This window comes from Frankiales bacterium (genome assembly GCA_016125335.1).
Taxonomy (GTDB): Bacteria; Actinomycetota; Actinomycetes; order S36-B12; family CAIYMF01; genus Longivirga.
This window is the reverse complement of sequence record WGLY01000032.1, coordinates 1-18,912: the sequence shown is the minus strand read 5'-3', so window position 1 is coordinate 18,912 and position 18,912 is coordinate 1. Positions and strand designations below refer to the sequence as shown.

The following is an 18,912-nucleotide window of genomic DNA, read 5'->3' as shown; positions in this document are numbered from 1 at the left end:
GCGGGGTTCACGTCACTGCTCCCAAGGTCGGTGGTGCGTCCTGCGCTGTGGACGGCTCAGGGGCCGGGCGCAGGTCGGGGCGGTTCAGGTGGGCGACACACAAGTCATCCTTGACGAAGGTGTCGAGCCGGCGCAGGGTCACACCGGAATCGAGTTCGCCGAAGAATCCGTCGAGCATGTCCTGGTGCAGCCGGCAGATCGCCCGGTCCTCACGGGCCAGATCGGCGAACGGGCAATGCGACAGGTACAAGCGGTCGCCGAGGGGGTCGGTCGTCGTCTCGAAGCCGAGCACCTCGAGGCCCTCGACCGCCATCGTGACGCTGTCCTGCATGGTGACTGCGACACCGCCGGGCGCGACCTTCTCGCGCTGGCTGCGTGCCAGTCGGCGACCCGCCGCCACGCCCGGCGACGTACCGGGCTCCTCGCCCGCAATCCCCGCTGCGAGCTCCGCGGCCAACATGCGGTAAGGATCAGTCGGCTCACCATGCGAGGACGATTTGTAGAGCAGCTTCGGCCGTCCCGGGAGAGTCCGGTCCTCACGCACCGCCTCGACGCGCCCCATATCAGCCAGCAGCGCGAGGTGGTAACGGGCGGTGTTCGCGTGCAGACCGGTACCGGAAGTGATCTCGGTGATGGTCAGGGGACGATCAGAGGCATCGAGCAGGTCGAGGACCCGGCGTCGAGAGGAGTCAGCCTGAGCGGGGCCACGCTCGCGTCGGGTGACACGACTGGCGAACGCCATGAGCACCTCCCCACATTGTTCACTTCACGTCAGTTTCTAACGAACAACTGGACTCTATGACACTTCGAACCCGTCTGCCGCGGTGAGCAGATGTAAGACAGGTCACTAGTAAATACCATGTCTTGGTCTGGACTTGCCCCGGACACGAGGTCCTACGGTGACTCCGATCAGCAAATACCAATCGAGGAGTTGCCATGAGTCTCGCTGCCACCGGGGTCATCCTCGAGCAGCCAGCGACCACGCAGGGTCCCCCGACGCCGGGGCGCTACCGGGTGCTCGTGACCTCGACGATCGCGTTCACGCTCATGTTCGCGGTCTGGCTGCAGTTCGGGATCCTCGGCCTCCCGATCCAGAAGGAGTTCGGTCTCTCCGACACGGCCTTCTACTGGCTGACGGCGCTGCCCGTCCTCAACGGTGCGATCTGGCGTCTGGGGACCGGCATCCTCGCCGACCGCTGGGGTGGCCGGATCGTCATGACCGGCCTCCTGCTCCTCGCGGCGGTCCCGACCTACCTGCTGGCCGGAACCCACAACCCGACGATGCTCTTCGTCCTGGCGTTCCTCATCGGCTTCGCCGGCAACTCGTTCAGCTCGGGCATCGCCTGGAACAGCGCCTGGTTCCCGCGCTCGCAGCAGGGCTTCGCGCTCGGGGTCTTCGGGGCCGGCAACGTCGGCGCGTCGGTCACCAAGCTGATCGGACCGGCGATCATCGCCGGCACCGCTGGTGCGGCGTACTTCGGCGGCTTCGTCAGCGGCGGCTGGCGTCTCGTCCCGGTGATCTACGCCGTCGCCCTCGTGATCATGGCCGCGGTGCTCTGGTTCGTCGCACCCAAGCCCGACCGCACACCGGGGAAGACGATCCCGCTCCGGGTGCAGCTGCTGCCGCTCAAGCACCTGCGCGTGTGGCGCTTTAGCCTCTATTACGTCGCCGTCTTCGGCGCCTACGTCGCGCTGTCGTCCGCGCTGCCCAAGTACTACGAGACCCAGTACGGGGTGGAGCTCTGGCAGGCCGGTCTGCTGACCGCGCTGTTCATCTTCCCCGCGTCGCTGCTGCGGCCGGTCGGGGGCTGGATGTCGGACAAGATCGGCGCCCGCCGGATCATGTACTGGACCTTCGGCCTGATGCTGTTCTCGACCGGTGTCCTCATGATGCCCAGCGGTTTCATCACCATCGACGTCGCCACGAGCAAGGCCGCCGACGGTACCGCCGAGATCCTCCCCTGGCACCTCGGCCTCTGGGCCTTCACCTTCTTCGTCGTCCTGCTCGGCTGCTCGATGGGCGTCGGCAAGGCGGCCGTCTACAAGCACATCCCCGAGTACTTCCCCAAGGACGTCGGTGCCGTCGGCGGCCTGGTCGGGATGCTCGGCGCGCTCGGCGGCTTCTTCCTGCTGCCGGTCTTCGGCTACGCCGTGGAGCTCACCGGGATCCCCACCGCGCTGTTCGGCGTGCTGTTCCTGCTGACGCTGGTCTGCACGCTCTGGATGCACCTCACCGTCGTCCACATGCTCCACCGCAACGCACCCGACCTGACCGACGACTTCGAGCAGCCCGTGCTCGAGACCACGTCCACCCGCTGAACCGTTCGGAACCGAGGAGAGCGATCGACATGACCGTCACCACCCCTGAGGCCCGCAAGGGCAGCGAGTGGCTGTCCGACTGGGACCCCGAGGACGAGGCGACGTGGAACTCGTCGCTCGCCTGGCGAACCCTGTCCATCTCCACGTTCGCGCTCACCCTGGCGTTCTGCACGTGGTTCCTCGCCAGCGCGATCGCCCCCAACCTGACCAACCTCGGGTTCAAGCTCGACAAGAACCAGCTGTACTGGCTCGTCGCCATGCCCGGCCTCGCCGGCGGCACGCTGCGCCTGGTGTGGATGTGGCTCCCGCCCGTCATCGGGACGCGCAAACTCGTCACGCTGACCACCGCGTTGCTGCTCATCCCGCTCATCGGGTGGGGCATCGCTGTGCAGAACCCGTCCACCAGCTACACGACGTTCCTGATCCTGGCGTTCCTGTCCGGCATCGGCGGTGGAGCGTTCTCCGGCTTCATGCCGAGCACGTCGTACTTCTTCCCTCGGCGTAAGCAGGGCACCGCGCTTGGCCTGCAGGCCGGCATCGGCAACTTCGGCGTCTCCATCGTCCAGTTCGTGACGCCGTGGATCATCGGCTTCTCACTGCTCGGCGTCCTCGGTGCGTCGCAGAAGTTCCACGACCCCGCGAACAACACCGACCACCCGGTCTGGGAGCAGAACGCCGCCTTCATCTACGTGCCGTTCGTGATCGTGGCCGCGGTGCTCGCCTGGACCATGCTCAAGAGCGTGCCGGTGTGCGCCAACTTCCGCCAGCAGCTCGACATCTTCACCAACATCGACACCTGGTTCATGACCGCCCTGTACATCATGACCTTCGGCACCTTCGCCGGGCTCTCCGCCCAGTTCGGACTCCTCATCAAGAACCTCTACGGCGCCGGCAACACCGCGATCGTCGCGACAGCCGCCGACGGCTCCACATCGGTGCTGGTCCCCGGGTACACCGTCCCTCTGGCGCTCTCGTTCGCCTTCCTCGGCCCGCTCGTCGGCGCAGCGACCCGAGTGGCGTTCGCCCCGCTCACCGACAGGCACGGCGGCGCGCGGTGGACCCTCATCTCCGGCATCGGGATCCTGCTCTCGCTGCTGTTCACCATGCTGCACGTGAACCCCGACCCGGCACAGGGCGCAGCGGCGCTCACCAGCGAGTTCCACGCGTTCCTGGTCGGTTTCATCGCTATCTTCTTCTTCACCGGGATTGGCAACGCGTCGACCTTCAAGCAGATGCCGATGATCTTCGAGCGCCGTCAGGCCGGTGGCGTCATCGGATGGACGTCCGCCATCGCGGCCTACGGACCCTTCTTCTTCGGTGTCGGCCTGGCCATCGCGAACATCACCGCGTTCTTCACCCTGGGCGTCGTGTTCGCCGCGGCGTGCATCGTGCTCACCTGGGTCCGCTACGCACGACCAGGCGCACCCAAGCCCTCCTGATCCCACCGACCCGCCGGGTCCCCGCTCCCCTCCGTCACCGGGGCCCGGCGCCACAAACCAGAAGGACCCCCATGGACATCCGCATCGACTCCGGCCTCGACTCCACCACCTCGTCCGGCGGCTGCGCCGGTGGCACCTGCACGTGCGGGAAGGGTGACGCAGCAACGCCCGTGCTGGACGTGCGCGCGATCCCGGCCGCCGTGCGGCACGCCGCTGTGCACGGCGCGCTCGGCGCGATCCCAGTGTCGGGCTCGATCGTGCTGGCCGCACCGCACGAGCCGCTCCCGCTGCTGGCCGAGCTCGAGGAACTGCACCCTGGCGAGTTCGCCGTCAGCTACGTCGAGCGCGGGCCGAAGACGTGGCTCCTGAAGTTCACCCGTCAGCAGTGACATGACTGCCGTCCTCGCCCACCTCGCGCCCTACGGCGTCCTCGTCTCGCCTTCGTGGGACGAGGCGCGCGTCGCGGCACACGGGGCTGGAACACCGCTCGGCAGCGAGACCGTCGCGCTGCATCAGGCGCACCGCAGGACGCTCGCGTGCGACGTCCGTGCCGCCACCGACCTCCCGCCGTTCCTCTCCTCGGCTATGGACGGCTGGGCGGTCTGCGGCTCGGGGCCCTGGGTCCTCGTCGGGTCCGTACTCGCCGGCTTCGCTCACGGAGCGCGGCTCTGTGACGGCGACGCGGTCGGTATCGCAACGGGCGCGGCGGTTCCCGATGGCGCGACCGCGGTCGTGCGCCGGGAGGACGGCGTCGTCGTCGACGGCCTCCTGCGCGCGGAAGCGGTCGCAGGTCGACACCTGCGACCGGCCGGGGAGGAGGCGCCCGAGGGGTCGCTGCTCATCGCCGCCGGCTCCGTCCTCGGGCCGGCGCACCTCGGTCTCGCGGCCGCAGCGGGTGCCGACACGGTGGACGTCGTACGTCGACCGACGGCACGGGTCCTCGTGCTCGGCGATGAGCTCCTCGACGCCGGGACTCCCGGCGACGGGCGAGTGCGGGACGCTCTGGGTCCCCAGGTGCCGGCGTGGCTCGAGCGGCTCGGCGTCGACTGCGTCGGCGTGACGCGCGTGCAGGACACGCTCGACGCGCATCTCGTGGCACTCGACTCTGCGGACGACGTGGATCTCGTGGTCACGACCGGTGGCACAGCCGCCGGCCCGGCCGATCACGTGCACCGCGCGATCGCGGCCCGATCGGGCTCCCTCATCGTCGACTCGGTCGCCGTGCGACCGGGGCACCCGATGCTGCTCGCGATGCTGCCCGGCCGGCGCTGGCTCGTCGGCCTGCCCGGCAACCCGCAGGCGGCCGTCGCGGCGCTCCTCACTCTCGGTGGCCCACTGGTCGCCGCATTGCTGGGTCGACCGCTGCCCGTGCTGGGCGCCGCCATCAGTCCGGTCGACGTGTCTGCGCCCCCGCACGCGACCCGCCTCGTCCTCGCCGCGCTCGGGCCTGACGGTGTCGAGCCGACGACCCACCACGGCTCGGGAATGCTTCGCGGCCTCGCGGTCGCCGACGGCTATCTCGTCGTCCCTGCAGGAGGCAGCACCGCGGGGCAGGTGCTGCGCTGGCTGCCGCTGCCTCCATGAGCGGCGCGACGGGCGAGGAGTCCCTCGCGATCCTGCAGCGGTGGGAGGACTCCGGTGGGACCTGGCGGCTCGTGAGTCATGACGGCGACGGGGTGGTCCTTGAGCTGCTCACCTGCTCCGGCGGCGAGGTGATGGGGCACCTGCGCTCGGATGACCCCACCGTGCTGGCCCACGTGCTCCGGGCGGAGCAGCCGTGACAGCGAGGACGATGTCGGCGAGGTCGGCCTGGCACATCGGCGTCGGCGCCATCGGGGCCTCGTGGCTGCTCTGCGCTGTCGTGGTGGCGCTACGCGGCATGCTCACCTAGGTCGACCCCTGGCTCCCGGTCCATCTCCTGCTCCTGGGAGCCGTGAGCAACGCGATCCTGGTCTGGAGCACATACTTCACCGAGGCGCTGCTGCGTCAACCCCGGGCAGGACGTCGCCTGGTCGAAGCCGTGCGGCTGGGGACGTTCAACGTCGGCGCCGTTGCCGTCGTGCTCGGCATGACTGTCGATGCGGTAGCCCTGGTCGTCGTCGGCGCGGACCTGGTCATCGTCGCGGTCGGGTGGCATGCCCTCGTCCTGCTGCTCCGCATCCGTCGCTCGCTGCCGTCACGCTTTGGGGCGACGGTCCGCTACTACGTGGTAGCCAGCACGCTCCTCCTGCTCGGGATCTGTCTCGGTGTCGTCCTGGCCTTGCACGACCTCGACGACGACGCGCACGCTCGCGTCGCTCTCGCGCACGTCGCCCTCAACGTCCTCGGCTGGATGGGCCTCACCGTTCTCGGGACCCTCGTCACGCTGTGGCCGACGATGCTGCACACCCAGATCGTCGACGGCGCCGAGCGGGCCAGCCGGCGGGCGCTTCCTGTGCTGATCACGGCGATCGTGGCCTCCGTGACCCTTGCCCTCATCGGCAGCCAGGTGCTGACGGCTCTTGGCCTGACCTGCTACCTCGGCGGGCTCGTCATCGCCGGGCGACCGCTCGTCGAGGAGACGCTCCGTCGCCGTCCGAGCACCTACGCGACGTGGTCGGTGTGCATCGGTGTTGTCTGGTTCGTGGTGACCCTTGCGGTCCTGACCGTGGTTGTGGCGTTCGCGCCCTCCTGGGCTGCGGCCGCAGACGTCGCCGATCGCCTCGCCGTCCCGCTCCTCGTCGGCTTCGGCGCACAGGTCCTCCTCGGTGCCCTGAGCTACCTCATCCCGGTCGTCCTCGGAGGGGGTCCCGCGGCGGCCCGCCGCACCATCGCAGTCCTCGACACCGGGGCACGAACCCGGCTCGTCCTGATCAACACGGGAGTCCTCGCCGCAGCACTCCCGCTGTCGGCCACCATCCGCACGGTTCTCGGACTTGCTGCACTCGGCGCGATGGCTGCCTTCCTTCCGCTGGTCGTTCGAGCGGTCCTGCTCAGGCGCGCACGCGAACCGCTCCAGACCGAGCCGGCGCCGTCATGACCCACTGGGAGCATCACGGCTCTAGCGAGTACCGGGTGGTCCAAGCGGCGCGACGCCACCATGCGGCCTTGTCTCACGTGTTGGCCGATGGCGTCGAGGAGCTCCTCGTCGCTGTCGAATCGGGAACCGCGGACGTGTCAGAGTCGCGACGTCGGCTGGTCGAGTTCTGTGACACCCAGTTGCTTCCCCACGCGAAGGCCGAAGAGAGCTCGATATACCCCGCGGCCGCGACCGATGGTCGGACCCGACTGCTGATCGAAGCGATGATCGCCGAGCATCGGATCATCGCCGAGCTCGTCGAGGTGGTGCGCTACGCCTATCACCCGGTACGAGCCGCCGCGGCCGGGGAGGCCTTGCGCGTGCTGTTCGACACTCACGTCGCCAAGGAGGACGGCATCGTGTACCCACTCGTCGCTGCCGTCCCTGGCCTGTCACTCGAGAACATCCTGGCCGGCTTGCACGACATCCTCACCGGGCCTGAAGTGGTCCAGCCCAGGAGTATCGAGTAGCGCCGCGGGGCACCGAGCGGGCTCCGACATGCCCTGACACCAGCGAGCACGAATCTGAGCCTCGGCCAGATCGTGGCGCGTCGCGAGCTGGTTCGTACACGCCCGTGGCGACAAGCAGCATCGGCCCCCGTCTTGCACTAGCAGCCAGCTGCCCGCATCCGCTTCCCACGGCAACCGCAGCTCGTACTGACCCGAGAATGACGTGCAGTAGGGCGCGACAGCATCCGGGCGCAGCCCGGATGAGCCACCCCGGAACGGTTTCCGCGGTTCCTTGGTCAGGCGACGGGATCGAGAACGACCGTGTGGCCGAGGCGTTCGAGCTGCGCGACCAGGCGGCGTGCGTGCGCCTGGTCGTTTCGCTTGTTCAGCCAGTCGGGACCGAGGTCCTGGTAGGGCTCGTCACGGACCAGCATCCAGTAGGCCGACACCAGCATGGAGTGAGCGACCGCGACTGCTGCACGTTTGGCGCCTCGCCGCGATGCCAGTCGGGCGTACTGGGCGGCCAGGTAGGTGTCCTTGGTCCTGGCCGCGGAGTGCGAGGCCTCGACCAGCGACGAGGTGAGCCACTTGTTGCCCTGCCGCGACCCGGCAGGGGTTCGCTTGCCGGCGGACTCGTGGACTGCGGGCGCGACCCCGGCCCATGCGCTGAGAGCCTCGGGCGAACCGAACCTGGCCATGTCCGCGCCGGTCTCGGCGATGATGACCTGCGAGACGACCTTCCCGATGCCGGGGATGGTCTGCAGCAGGTCCAGCTGGTGCTGCCAGGGCGCCATCTCCGCGACGATCTGCGCGTCAAGGCGGGCAAGTGCCTCGTCGGCAAGGTCGAGCTGACGCAGCATCGCCCCGACCAGCAGCGCGTGATGGTCATCGAACCGGCCGGTCAACGCCTCGGTCAGGTCGGGGATCTTGCGCCGCAGCGTGGAGTGCGCGAGATCGGCCATCATCGACGCATCGCGCTCCCCGGACACCAACGCCGCGAGCATCTCCCTCGACGAGGCACCGGTGATGTTCGACGCGACCGAGGTGAGCTTGATCGAGGCGTCCTCGAGCACCTTCTCCAACCGGTCCGCGGCTCGAGTCCGATCCGCCATCAGCTGCACCCGGTAGCGGGTGAGGTTGCGCAGCCGACGGATCGACGGGGGCGGCACGAACGACGGCTTGACCAGCCCGTGCTCGAGCAGCTGGGCGATCCACTCCGCGTCCCGGACATCGGTCTTGCGCCCAGGGACCGCCTTCATGTGAGCGGCGTTGAGCAACCAGCACTCGAGCCGGTCCTCCAACCCGTAGAACACCGGCTTCCAATACGTGGCAGTCGACTCCATCGCCGCGACCTGCACACCCTCCTCGATCAACCAATCACCGAGCACGTCGATGTGGCGGGTCATGGTCCGGAACGTGCGGACCTCCGAACGACGACGACCACGCTCGCCCGGCGTGCGCACGCACACCACCACGATCTTCTTGCCGATATCGAGCCCAGCGACTCGATCGAACAGAACATCCATCGTGCGCCCTCCTCGACTCCGGCACCGGCGCCCGCCGATGCCCAAGCCACCTGGAGGGCACTCTGGACGGGAGACAGACCCACGCGCTCGACGGCAGCAATCCGACGACCCGAGAACCCCGCATCGCACTCATCTACGGGCTGCGCTCGCACCAGAGTATTGACGACGTCGCCAGGTGACCCCGCCCATTCTCATCCACACGACGGGGCGATCAAGATCGCCAAGGTCCACTCGTCTGGCTCCTACGGATGACAACGCGCGTTGTCGCTGGCTACGTCGCGCGAGTGACCGGTTCTCGTGGAGCACGGGTGACGCTCTCGCCGCGAAGAACCAGCGCAGGCCGGTCCATCGGCTGCCGCGGACAGCCACGTCGCGATGCCTAGTGCTTTCCGTGGCACCTGGAGATCGGCGAAGCATCAAGCTCTTGCAGCACGTCTCGCAGGGTCAGGAACGCTCTCACGCTCGCTAGAACCACGAGATCGTCGGGACACGCCATGGCGTCGGCCAGCGCGATGGTGAGGTCTTCGATCTGCCAACGCAAGGTGCGGACAGACTCGACGCGACAGTCCCTGTCGGCGCAGTGATGAACTTCCTGCTCCCCAACCACCTCGTGACCATCACTCCCCGCACCCTGGATCAGCCGGCATTCTGCCGGGCAACTGTGGACGACCCGCGCCGCCGGACAGGGAAGGCCGGAATCGCCGGCCATCACAGGCGGCGCGCGGAACGCAGGCGGACAGTTGCGTCCCTCCGGTCGGTCACCCACAGGGCGGCGACGGAGGTCTACGCGACCCCAAGGTGACGGCGGACGAAATGACGGACGGAATTCGGCCCGCCATTCGGAGCCATCTCGGTCCGAGCTAGGCGGCGGACGAGATGACGGACATCATTCCCCGGGCATCAAGGCCCATCGGTGGTGGGTTTCACGCGGCGGACGAGATGACGGATCGACTGGGCGCGACGTCGCCATCGTCAGCCCGTGTTCGATCGCGCTAGGCAGCAGGAAGTGCCGCGGCAGCGGCAGCGATCTTCGCCGCGACGTTGTCCAGCGTCGATTCCTGGGTGCTCAGCCCAGCGTGCGAGGCCAGCATCGGGCTGACGTCGTTGAGTTCATCGAAGGTCACTCCGTGCAGCACAGGGATGACGCGACGACTTGAGAGCAAGACGGCCAGTTCCTTCTCGGCCACGCCTTCGGATTCGATGCTCCTGATCAGCGCAGGCGTTACCAGCACGATCCCAACGCGGGAGTTCCGGAGCCCCTTGTCGATTTCTCGAATCATGAGCGAACCAAGGGGGAGGTCTTCTTCGCTGAACCACACGGAGGCGCCGTTTGACTTCAGCTGGTCGTAGAGCTCCTTCGCGCTACCTTCTCGGTCGTCCCAGGCGTGACACAGGAAGAGGTCTCGGCGTTCGGGGTGCTCCGCCGCTTGCTCGCTGGCCTTGCGGGTGAATGGCTCGACGGTGCGCCATTCGCTCGGGGTGTACGAGACCGTTCTGCCGGTCCTGGTCCGCCGCGAGCCTCCACCGCTGCCGCCAGACGAGCCGCTGGAACTCGAGCCTCCACCACTGCTGCCATATGACGGCCGAGGCGAGTATGACGAGTAGGGAGACCGGTAGTACCCCCTGCCTCCGCACGCAGGGCAATTCGCCCGCCCGCTCGCAGTGCGGTGACCTTGCGAAGGTGCTGTGCATCGGGCCATGTATGCATCGTAGGTGCGACGTCCGACGCCAACTCGTTGCGGACCCGTCACGCCACGACGAAACGACACTCTCGAGAATCCACCCTGACCGCTCTGGGACGCGAGATCGCCGACGGTCAGTCAGTTGCGTGTCAGCCGATGACGACCCGGTGACCACCGAACTCGGCGACGACCTCGACCGAGCCGCCGAGTGCCTCGACGTAGGCCTTGATCGTGGCAAGGCCAGCCCGGTCGAGCACACCGCGCTCCAGCTCGGAGACCGACGGCTGGGTGACATGCGGCCAGATCTGGGTCCGAGTCGGGCGGCTAACCGCATCGCTAGGTTCGCGAGACGACCTGCTCGACGAAGCCAAGGCCTCGTCACCGTGCGTAATCACGGCCAGGAAGGCTGTGTTCATTCTGTGTTCGGACGCGCAATGATCATGGAATTTGAAGCATCGCGAAGCAACACCACGAACCGCGAAATCGCTTCTCCCCCAACACCTTTCAGCACGGATCGAAATTGGGCGGCAGCGCCGAGAACGGCGCAGACCCGTCTCTTAATCCGCGGGTTGTAGGTTCAAGTCCTACGCGGCGTACGCGTGCGAAGGCCCCGGCCATCGGCCGGGGCCTTCGTCGTGCGCGCAGGTCGCGCGTGCGTGGGCTCAGCCCACGTGCACGTGGATCAGGTGCATGGTGCTCCCGGTCCTGACCCCGAGGTGCCAGACCGGCCAGCTCCGCATCCCGTACGACGGCGTGATGCCGATGACCCAGCGGTGGTACCCCGCGGCGTACAGCGTGTGGTCCCGCACGGTCGGCACCCGCGGGTGCACGGTCGCGTAGTAGTACGTCGGCCGCGACGTCGCGTACGCGACGACCAGGTAGCGCGTCCCGGCACGGAGCTGGAACACGCCGCGGCTGTAACGGACGCCCTGCACGTAGAACTTCAGCACCGTGTAGGAGCCCGTCACCGTGGCCACGTTGCCGGCACGGTCGACGGCGGTGGCCTTGTAGGTCGTGCGGTCACCGCTGGTGCGACGCGTGATCGTGCACCGGGCGACCCCCGACAGCGAGTCGGTGGCGACGCAGCGCACAGCCGGCGCCTGACCGCGGTAGACCCCGCCGTCACGCACGCCCGCCACGCGGACGCTCGGCCGACGAAGGTCGATGTTGACCGGAGAGACGACCACGGTGGCCATCCCGCCGTCGGTGGCCGCGATCGTGCGGGTCACCGTCTGCCCGCCGCCGCTGCGCGCGAGGCGCACCGGAGCAGGGCAGGGCGCCGTGAGCGGCGCACCGTGCGTGGTGCACGTGAACGTCACCGTCACGGGCGACCGGTACCAGCCCGCGGCGGTCCTCGGGTAGGTGCTGGTCAGCTTCGCCCGGATCGTCGGGTCGTGGCGGGCCATCGACGTCGACGACGCGGAGAAGTTGCCGTCGCCGGCGTACACGGCCGCCACGGTCTGCGACGAGCCCGACGGGACGACGTGGTTCAGCGTCGCCACGCCGTCGACCAGCGGCGCCTGCCCCACCGCGACCCCGCCGACGCTGAACTCGACGACGCCGCTGACCGCGCCGGCACCGGGGACCTTGCGGGTCACCGTCGCGACGACGGTGCTGCTGGTCACGGCCAGGCTGATCGTCGTGGCGGCAGGTGCGACCACGAGGGCGGCCGAACCGGTCCCGCCGGCGAAGACCGTCGGGTCGGCCGGCGTGAACGTGGCCGCGAGCTCGTACGTCCCGGCTGCCAGCGGCAGGCCGCCGGAGCCGACGATCGCCGGGCTGGTGGCCGAGCCGGAGTGCACGGCGACCGGGTCGCCGAGCGCCACGTCGTCCACCGCGAACTGCACCTCGCCGGTCGGCGAGCCGATGGGCGCGGTGACCGTCGCGGTCGCCGTCGTGTCCTGGCCGTAGGTCGTGGGCGCGGTGCTCACCAGGACCGTGGTGGGCGCCGTCCTCACGGTGAAGGACTGCTTCACCCGCGTGGCCGCGGCGTAGGCGGCGTCACCGGGCTGGTCCGCGTCGACGACGCACGTGCCGGCGTGCTCGAGCCGCACCGTGGACCCCGTGATGGAGCACGCGTGGTTCGTCGTGGCGGCGTCGATCGAGAACGTCACGGGCAGGCCGGAGTCCGCCAGTGCCGTGATGGTGTACGTGCCTCCGGCCATCGGCTCCGCCGGCGGCGAGGAGGTGATGGTGACGACCTGCTGCTCGAGGGCGAGCATGGCGGGCACCCGGGCGAGGTAGATCCCGCCCCAGGCCTCGGTCGTCGCGGGGTCGAGCATCGAGGCGTTGATGGCCAGCCACCGGCCGCGGAACGCGTCGCGCTCCACGCCGACGGTGGTGACCCACGACGCCGCGGGCGCCATGGGGTCGAGCACGGTGCCCGGGGCCGCGGTGTCGACCGCGGTCACCACGCGCTCCTGGTCGCTGGGGCCCTGGGCCAGGTAGATCCCGGAGCCGCCGGCGACCGGCGAGGCCTTGAAGGCGACCTGGTACTCGCCCGACGGCAGGCCGTCGCTGGAGAGCGCGACGAACGCCGAGGAGCGCCAGCGGGCCGGCTCGAGGGTGACCTCGTCGCCGCCACCGGTGCCCGGAGGACGACCGGAGAAGACCCAGTACTGGAACCCGTCGAAACGGGGGCCGCTGGTCGCCACCGGGTGGATGGTCGCCGGCGTCGTGCTCGTGTCGGCGACGAAGACGCCCTGGTGCACCGGGACGCTGGTGGTGAACCCGTTCGGGTGCTGCTGGAGGCAGAACTCGACGATGTCCTTGTTGCCGTCCGTCGGGCAGGTCAGGACGATCGACCGCATCTGCTCGCCCCACGAGGCCCAGAAGCCGACGTAGCGGCCGTCGAACGAGAGCCCCTCGCCGACGTTGGTGAACCGCGCGTCCGGCCCCTGGCCGGGGACGGGGTCGCCGATGCCGACGACGGTCGTCAGCGCCGGGGACGCGGTGATGGGGGCGAGGTAGATGCCGCCCATGGTCGGTGCGGCCTCGTTGTCCCACCCGGAGAAGACCGCCTTGCCGGCGGCCGCGCTCGGCGGAGCCGTCGAGCCGAACAGCACCGAGTCGGCAGCAGGCTGGTTGGGGATCCGGGTCGTGGCCCCCGCGATGAGCGACACCGGCTGGTCCGGCGAGCCCAGGTCGCGGAAGTAGACGCCGGTGAGCCCCGACGTGCCGACCGTGTAGTTGCCCTTGAACACGATCGTGGACCCGTCCACCGCGGGAGCGCCGGGGAACTGGTCGAAGCGCGTGCCCTCGACCGGCGAGTCCGGCACCGCGTACTGCGCGTACTCCGGGATGTTGCCCAGGAGCGTCGCGCCGGAGGTCAGCGTGCCGCCGACCGTGGCGTAGACCCCGCTCGTCCCGACCTTGGTGTCCGTGCCGTCCGGGAGCGTGTAGGTGAGCACCGGCGTGGACTGCCCGCGGGTGGCCACCATGGAGCCGGTGGCGTCGATGCGCGGGAAGGCCGGGAACTCGTTGAACGTGCCGTCGGAGTTGTTCGGCGCGGGGACCGCGCCGCCGACCTCGGCCACGGGGACGATCGCGGAGCCCGCGTCGTCGGTGTCGCGGGTGTAGACACCGCGCACGGGCTGCGACTCGCCCTTGGTGCGTGCGCGGAACACCACCGTGCCGTCGGCGTTGACCGACGGCTGGTTGAAGCTGTTGAAGTTCTTGGTCGTGCCCGGCGCGAGGTCGGCGACGTTGGCCACCGTCGACCAGGACAGCTGGGACGACGCGCCCGCCTCTGCTGCCGTCGTCACGGCCGAGGGGACGACGCCGAGCGGGAGCGCGACGGCGAGACCCAGGGCCAGGAGGATCGGTGTACGGCCCCACATGTGCGTGTCGGGCCTGCAGGAGTCACTCATGGTGAAACCCCCCTTGTCGTCACGAGGTTCCTCGAGACGCCGAAAACGCTAGTCCCGCAAGGCGTTCGTCACGCGCCGAGGAGAGCCACGAGGCGGTTCTGCAACGATGCGCGAAGGCTTCCCTGACCCGCCGGCCCGCGCCTCCCGCACACCCGCGACGTGGTCCGGTGAGACTCCCCTTCCTCGACCGCGTCGACCGGGGTCCACCTCCTCCCGTCACGTCCATCTCCACGCGGCGCACACACGGACTCCCCGGGGCCTCCACGGTCCCGCGGTTCCCTGGAGGTGCCACAGGAGGTGGGAACGATGAGGACCACGATGAAGTTCGGAGCCGCCGCCGCAGTCGCCGCCGCCCTGGTGATCGCGGGCGGAACCGTCGTCGCCGGCGCGGCCACGGGCCCGCAGGGTCCGTCGGGCCAGCAGGTCTCCAGCACCGTGCAGGTCCGCACCCAGACGCAGGAGCAGACCCGCACGCGGCTGGGCGACCTCGCCCAGGTGCAGGAGCGGACGCAGGCAGGGATGCACGTGCGCACCCAGGCGGGCACGCCGGTGACCTCCGGCACGGCCGCCGCCACGTCGACGTGCGGCACCTGCGACCTGACGCAGGACCAGGACCGTCTCCAGGCTCGTGACGGGACCGGGGCGGACCAGCTCCGGCTGCGTGACCAGAGCTGCCTGGACGACGCCGGCTGACCACGGCCTGCGCCGCACCGCTCGCCGCCCGCGACGTCCCCCCTTCGTCGCGGGCGGCGATCGTGCGCCCGGATGCGCGCCGTGCCGGATCTCGACGGATCCTGGACGAACCCTGACCAACACCAGGTTTGGACCTGCTCCCCGCTGGCCACCGTGCGCGCATGCTGCAGAGCGCCGCTCCCGACGACGAGCCCCTCGAACAGGACGCCGCGGAACCCGGCACGGACGCCGATCCGGCGATCGCCCGCTGGTTCCTCGAGCGGCACGAGCGCGGCAACCCGGCTACCGGGCTGCGCAACCTCAGCACCGGCAACGCCGTGCGTCCGCTCGTCGACGGCGGCGAGTACTTCCCCCGCCTGCTCGAGGAGCTGCGGGCCACCCGGTCCGGCGACCACGTCTACCTCGCCGACTTCCGCGGCGACCTCCAGGAGCGCCTCGACGGGCCCGGCACCGAGATCGGCCGCGTGCTCGCCGACGCGAGCGAGCGCGGTGTCCTCGTGTTCGGGCTGCTCTGGCGCTCCCAGCCCCGCGTGTTCGAGCAGAGCGAGGAGGCCAACGCCGAGTTCGTCCGCCACATCGACGAGCACGACGGCGACGTCCTGCTCGACAGCCGCACCCGTCGCGCCGGCAGCCACCACCAGAAGCTCGTCGTCATACGGCGCCCGGGCGACCCGGCGCACGACGTCGCGTTCGTCGGCGGCATCGACCTCGGGCTCAGCCGCGGCGACACCCACGACCATGACGGCGACCCGCAGGTGATGGAGTTCCCCCGCGCCTACGGGCCGCGCCCGCCGTGGCACGACCTCCAGGCCGAGGTGCGCGGGCCTGCCGTCCACGACCTCGAGCACACGTTCCGCGAGCGGTGGTACGGCAGCAGCACCCTCGACGTGCCCAGCCCGGTGCGCCAGCTCTACGACCGGGCCTACCACGCCGGCGCGCTCACGCACCGGCCGCTGCCCGAGCCGCTGCCGGAGGACGGCACGCCTCGGGGCGGCTGCGCGGTGCAGGTGCTGCGCACCTACCCGGCCCGGCTGCGCCGCTACCCCTTCGCGCCGCACGGCGAGCGCAGCATCGCCGCGGCGTACCGCAAGGCCCTCGCGCAGGCGCGCTCGTTCGTCTACGTCGAGGACCAGTACCTCTGGTCGCGCAGCGTCGCGGCGGTGTTCGCCGAGGCCCTGCGTGCGCACCCCGGGCTCCGGCTCGTCGTGGTGCTCCCCCGGTTCGGCGACCGCGAGGGCCGGCTGGCCGAGGCCGCCGAGCACGGGCGGTCCGAGGCGGTGCGCGTGCTGCGCGCTGCGGGCGGGGACCGTGTGCGGGTCTACGACGTCGAGAACGAGCAGGGCACGCCCGTCTACGTCCACGCGAAGGTGGTGGTGGTCGACGACGTGTGGGCCATGATCGGCTCGGACAACCTCAACCGCCGGTCGTGGACGCACGACAGCGAGCTGTCGATCGCCGTCCTGGACGCCGAGCACGACGACCGTGCGCCCACGGACCCGGCCGGCACCGGCGACGTCGCGCGACGGTTCGCCCGCGACCTGCGGCTGCGCCTGGCACGCGAGCACCTCGGGCTCGAGGACGCGGCGTCGCTCGTCGACCCCGAGCAGTGGCTCGACTGCCTGGCGTCGCGCGCCGACTCTCTCGCGGCGTGGCACCGCACCGGCAGGTCCGGTCCACGTCCGCCGGGCCATCTCGTGCCCCACGTCGACCGCGCCGAGGTGCGGCACCCGCTGTGGGCGCGCGCGCTCTACCGCCTGCTGATGGACCCCGACGGACGCGCCTGGCGCGACCGGCTCCGCGGCCGTCCCTGAGGGACGCGGGGCGGCATCTGCCAGCCTCCCGGCGGCTTGTTCACAGCGTCCTCATAGGCGCACGCTCGACCCTGGACGCTGGTGAGCCCCGGGCCGGCCGGGGCCGTGGACCGGCGCACCCGCGCCCCGGCGCAGCACGAGAGGACCTGCCATGGACCAGGACCGCCCCGGCTGGAACCCGCCCGCCTACGGCGACGGCCCCGACTGGGTGTCGCCCCCGGCGTTCACCCACGAGCCCGAGGTGCTCGAGGCGGCGCCCGCCGCCACCCCGACCGCGCCGCGCCGACGGCTGGGCGCGGGAGTCGCCGTCGCCGCGATCGCCATCGGCGGGCTGGCCGTGGCCGGCACGGCGTACGCCGCGACGTCGTCCCCCTCGCCGAGCCCCACGGGCGGCGCCTCGCAGCTGGCCCCGGGGTACGGGCCGGGCCAGGACGGGCCGCGCGCCGGCGGTCCGCGCGGCGGCTTCGGCCGTGGCGACCACGACGGGCCCGGCGGCTTCGGACGTGGCTTCGGCCCGGGCATGGGCATGGGCGGGGCCATCCACGGCTCCTTCGTCGTGCCGAAGCAGGGTGGCGGCTACCAGACCATCGAGTCGCAGCGCGGCACGGTGAAGTCGGTGTCGCAGACCTCCCTCACGGTCACCAGCGCCGACGGCTTCGAGGCCACCTACGTCGTCACCGCCGACACCGCGGTCAACGCCCAGCGCGACGGCATCGGGTCGGTGAAGTCCGGCGACGAGGTGATGGTCACGGCGGTCAAGGACTCCGGCGGCTCGACCGCCGTCTCGGTCGTCGACCTCACCGGGCTGAAGAGCTCCCACGACGCCTGGGCGCCCCCGGCTCCGGCGCCGAGCGCGACCCAGACCTCCTGACCCACCGCTCGACGCGCGCGTCGGTCCCGCCCTCGGGCGCGGGACCGACGCGCCGCCGTCGAGCCGGCGTCGTGCGGCCGTCGAGCAGCCGTGGTGCAGGCGCCGGGCGCCGCGAGATGCGCGCTCGGGCGCGCGACCGCGCGCGGACGGGAGCCGCCGCACGTGCGAGACCGGGGGGCGACGGTCAGAACGGAGGACGGTCCGCAGGACCGCCGGGTCCCTGCTCGGGTCCGTGACCGGGTCCTGGGCCGGATCCGTGGTCGGTCGTGCGGTCGGGACCGCAGCCCGCGTCGACGTCGGTCCCGGAGCCGGCGGTGTCGCCCGTGCCGCCGACGCCCCGGCGTACCTGCGGCGGTCGCGGGGGGTCGGTCGCCGCGGTGGCAGGCGGCGTCGACGTGCGGCGTGGTGGTGGTTCGAGCACCGGCTGGGCCGGGATCCGGATGCGCTGCCGCCAGCGCGTGACCCATGTGCCCGAGCCGTCCGGCGCACTGTCCTCGATGGTCGCGTGGCCGGCGGTCTTCACCTGGTGGCAGCGCGAGCAGAGCCCGCCGCAGTTCGTGGTGTCGCTCGCGCCCTGGGGGAACGGCAGGGCGTGGTCCATCTCCTGCGCACGCCGGGTGCAGCCGGGACGGCGGCAGATGGGGTCGCGGTGCAGCACGTGCTCACGCAGCGCGGCCGGCAGGTACTGGCGGGTGCCGTAGTCGAGGAGATGCCCGTCGACCGGGTCGACGACCACCCGGCGCCAGAGCTCGGCGACCCCGGCGACCTCGCGGGCGATGGGCGCGGGGATCGGGGTGCCGTTCAGCAGTGCGAGGCCGTCGCGCTCCCCGCGGAGAGTGTCGAGGTCCATCACGACGAGCAGCTCGGTCTGCGTCCGCGACGCGTCGTAGACCAACGACCCGTCCTCGCTGCGGTCGCCGAGAACCAGAGCCGCCAGCGCGTCGGCGCGGCAGGCTCCTGAGGCTGCGTCTTGATTGCCGGCCCGCAGGGCGTCGGCTCCGCCGCGCTGCGCACACAACGCCTTTCCCGCCGCCTCGATCGCGTCGAACACCGCGTCGATCACGGGCGCCTGATGGGTGACCCCCAGGAACGCCATCCCGTCGCCGATCGGCTGCCGGTACACATCCCGCGTCGCGGCGGCCTTGTGCGCGCGGACGGTCGCGTCGGGGTCGTGGCGGGCGATGAGCTTGTCGAG

Annotated in this window: 15 protein-coding genes; 9 read left to right on the top strand and 6 right to left on the bottom strand. The window is 70.6% G+C overall.

What is annotated here, in order from left to right:
• Positions 1-7 precede the first annotated feature (7 nt).
• Positions 8-742, bottom strand: a complete 735-nt coding sequence (locus GC157_16070) for a helix-turn-helix domain-containing protein (protein MBI1378975.1) — start codon at positions 740-742, stop codon at positions 8-10.
• Positions 743-936: 194 nt separating this feature from the next.
• Here GC157_16070 and GC157_16065 point away from each other — a divergent pair, with 194 nt between their 5' ends.
• The 6 genes from GC157_16065 (at position 937) to GC157_16040 (ending at position 7,286) form a co-directional block, all read left to right on the top strand.
• Positions 937-2,319: an MFS transporter gene (locus GC157_16065; GenBank protein MBI1378974.1), complete on the top strand. Its 1,383-nt coding sequence runs from the start codon at positions 937-939 to the stop codon at positions 2,317-2,319.
• Between the two features lie 29 nt (positions 2,320-2,348).
• A complete protein-coding gene (locus GC157_16060) occupies positions 2,349-3,758 on the top strand; it encodes an MFS transporter (protein ID MBI1378973.1) in 1,410 nt (469 codons plus the stop codon).
• Between the two features lie 71 nt (positions 3,759-3,829).
• A complete protein-coding gene (locus tag GC157_16055) occupies positions 3,830-4,147 on the top strand; it encodes a DUF2249 domain-containing protein (GenBank protein ID MBI1378972.1) in 318 nt (105 codons plus the stop codon).
• Between the two features lies 1 nt (position 4,148).
• On the top strand, positions 4,149-5,342 hold the full coding sequence (locus GC157_16050) for a molybdopterin molybdenumtransferase MoeA (GenBank protein MBI1378971.1): 1,194 nt from the start codon (positions 4,149-4,151) through the stop codon (positions 5,340-5,342).
• Entirely contained in the window at positions 5,339-5,539 is a 201-nt protein-coding gene (locus GC157_16045; protein MBI1378970.1) for a hypothetical protein, read from the top strand. The genes GC157_16050 and GC157_16045 overlap by 4 nt, the downstream gene beginning before the upstream one ends.
• Positions 5,493-7,286: a hypothetical protein gene (locus tag GC157_16040; protein ID MBI1378969.1), complete on the top strand. Its 1,794-nt coding sequence runs from the start codon at positions 5,493-5,495 to the stop codon at positions 7,284-7,286. The genes GC157_16045 and GC157_16040 overlap by 47 nt, the downstream gene beginning before the upstream one ends.
• A gap of 275 nt (positions 7,287-7,561) precedes the next feature.
• On the opposite strand, the gene GC157_16035 is transcribed toward GC157_16040, so the two are convergent.
• The 4 genes from GC157_16035 to GC157_16020 all read right to left on the bottom strand — a co-directional run bounded on the left by GC157_16035 (position 7,562) and on the right by GC157_16020 (position 14,342).
• Complete coding sequence (locus tag GC157_16035) at positions 7,562-8,791, bottom strand: IS110 family transposase (GenBank protein ID MBI1378968.1); 1,230 nt, start codon at positions 8,789-8,791, stop codon at positions 7,562-7,564.
• A gap of 992 nt (positions 8,792-9,783) precedes the next feature.
• Positions 9,784-10,491 carry a TIR domain-containing protein gene (locus GC157_16030; GenBank protein MBI1378967.1) on the bottom strand — a complete coding sequence of 236 codons (708 nt, stop codon included), beginning with the start codon at positions 10,489-10,491 and terminating at the stop codon, positions 9,784-9,786.
• 131 nt (positions 10,492-10,622) lie between these two features.
• Complete coding sequence (locus GC157_16025) at positions 10,623-10,889, bottom strand: hypothetical protein (GenBank protein ID MBI1378966.1); 267 nt, start codon at positions 10,887-10,889, stop codon at positions 10,623-10,625.
• A gap of 246 nt (positions 10,890-11,135) precedes the next feature.
• Positions 11,136-14,342: a hypothetical protein gene (locus GC157_16020; protein MBI1378965.1), complete on the bottom strand. Its 3,207-nt coding sequence runs from the start codon at positions 14,340-14,342 to the stop codon at positions 11,136-11,138.
• A 306-nt stretch (positions 14,343-14,648) separates the two neighbouring features.
• On the opposite strand from GC157_16020, the gene GC157_16015 reads away from it, so the two are divergent.
• The 3 genes from GC157_16015 (at position 14,649) to GC157_16005 (ending at position 17,717) form a co-directional block, all read left to right on the top strand.
• Positions 14,649-15,035 carry a hypothetical protein gene (locus GC157_16015; GenBank protein ID MBI1378964.1) on the top strand — a complete coding sequence of 129 codons (387 nt, stop codon included), beginning with the start codon at positions 14,649-14,651 and terminating at the stop codon, positions 15,033-15,035.
• A gap of 161 nt (positions 15,036-15,196) precedes the next feature.
• The gene (locus GC157_16010; protein MBI1378963.1) at positions 15,197-16,846 is read left to right on the top strand and encodes a phospholipase; all 1,650 of its coding nucleotides are present in this window, start codon (positions 15,197-15,199) and stop codon (positions 16,844-16,846) included.
• A 151-nt stretch (positions 16,847-16,997) separates the two neighbouring features.
• Entirely contained in the window at positions 16,998-17,717 is a 720-nt protein-coding gene (locus GC157_16005) for a hypothetical protein (GenBank protein MBI1378962.1), read from the top strand.
• Positions 17,718-17,901: 184 nt separating this feature from the next.
• Here GC157_16005 and GC157_16000 read toward each other — a convergent pair.
• A partial coding sequence (locus GC157_16000) for a DUF222 domain-containing protein (protein ID MBI1378961.1) occupies positions 17,902-18,912 on the bottom strand: 1,011 nt, incomplete at its 5' end.

What these genes read in the sequence shown, in the direction of transcription:
- GC157_16070 (MBI1378975.1), bottom strand. Translation starts at nt 742, where the DNA reads ATGGCGTTCGCCAGTCGTGTCACCCGACGCGAGCGTGGCCCCGCTCAG.
- GC157_16065 (MBI1378974.1), top strand. Translation starts at nt 937, where the DNA reads ATGAGTCTCGCTGCCACCGGGGTCATCCTCGAGCAGCCAGCGACCACG.
- GC157_16060 (MBI1378973.1), top strand. Translation starts at nt 2,349, where the DNA reads ATGACCGTCACCACCCCTGAGGCCCGCAAGGGCAGCGAGTGGCTGTCC.
- GC157_16055 (MBI1378972.1), top strand. Translation starts at nt 3,830, where the DNA reads ATGGACATCCGCATCGACTCCGGCCTCGACTCCACCACCTCGTCCGGC.
- GC157_16050 (MBI1378971.1), top strand. Translation starts at nt 4,149, where the DNA reads ATGACTGCCGTCCTCGCCCACCTCGCGCCCTACGGCGTCCTCGTCTCG.
- GC157_16045 (MBI1378970.1), top strand. Translation starts at nt 5,339, where the DNA reads ATGAGCGGCGCGACGGGCGAGGAGTCCCTCGCGATCCTGCAGCGGTGG.
- GC157_16040 (MBI1378969.1), top strand. Translation starts at nt 5,493, where the DNA reads ATGACCCCACCGTGCTGGCCCACGTGCTCCGGGCGGAGCAGCCGTGAC.
- GC157_16035 (MBI1378968.1), bottom strand. Translation starts at nt 8,791, where the DNA reads ATGGATGTTCTGTTCGATCGAGTCGCTGGGCTCGATATCGGCAAGAAG.
- GC157_16030 (MBI1378967.1), bottom strand. Translation starts at nt 10,491, where the DNA reads ATGGCCCGATGCACAGCACCTTCGCAAGGTCACCGCACTGCGAGCGGG.
- GC157_16025 (MBI1378966.1), bottom strand. Translation starts at nt 10,889, where the DNA reads ATGAACACAGCCTTCCTGGCCGTGATTACGCACGGTGACGAGGCCTTG.
- GC157_16020 (MBI1378965.1), bottom strand. Translation starts at nt 14,342, where the DNA reads ATGAGTGACTCCTGCAGGCCCGACACGCACATGTGGGGCCGTACACCG.
- GC157_16015 (MBI1378964.1), top strand. Translation starts at nt 14,649, where the DNA reads ATGAGGACCACGATGAAGTTCGGAGCCGCCGCCGCAGTCGCCGCCGCC.
- GC157_16010 (MBI1378963.1), top strand. Translation starts at nt 15,197, where the DNA reads ATGCTGCAGAGCGCCGCTCCCGACGACGAGCCCCTCGAACAGGACGCC.
- GC157_16005 (MBI1378962.1), top strand. Translation starts at nt 16,998, where the DNA reads ATGGACCAGGACCGCCCCGGCTGGAACCCGCCCGCCTACGGCGACGGC.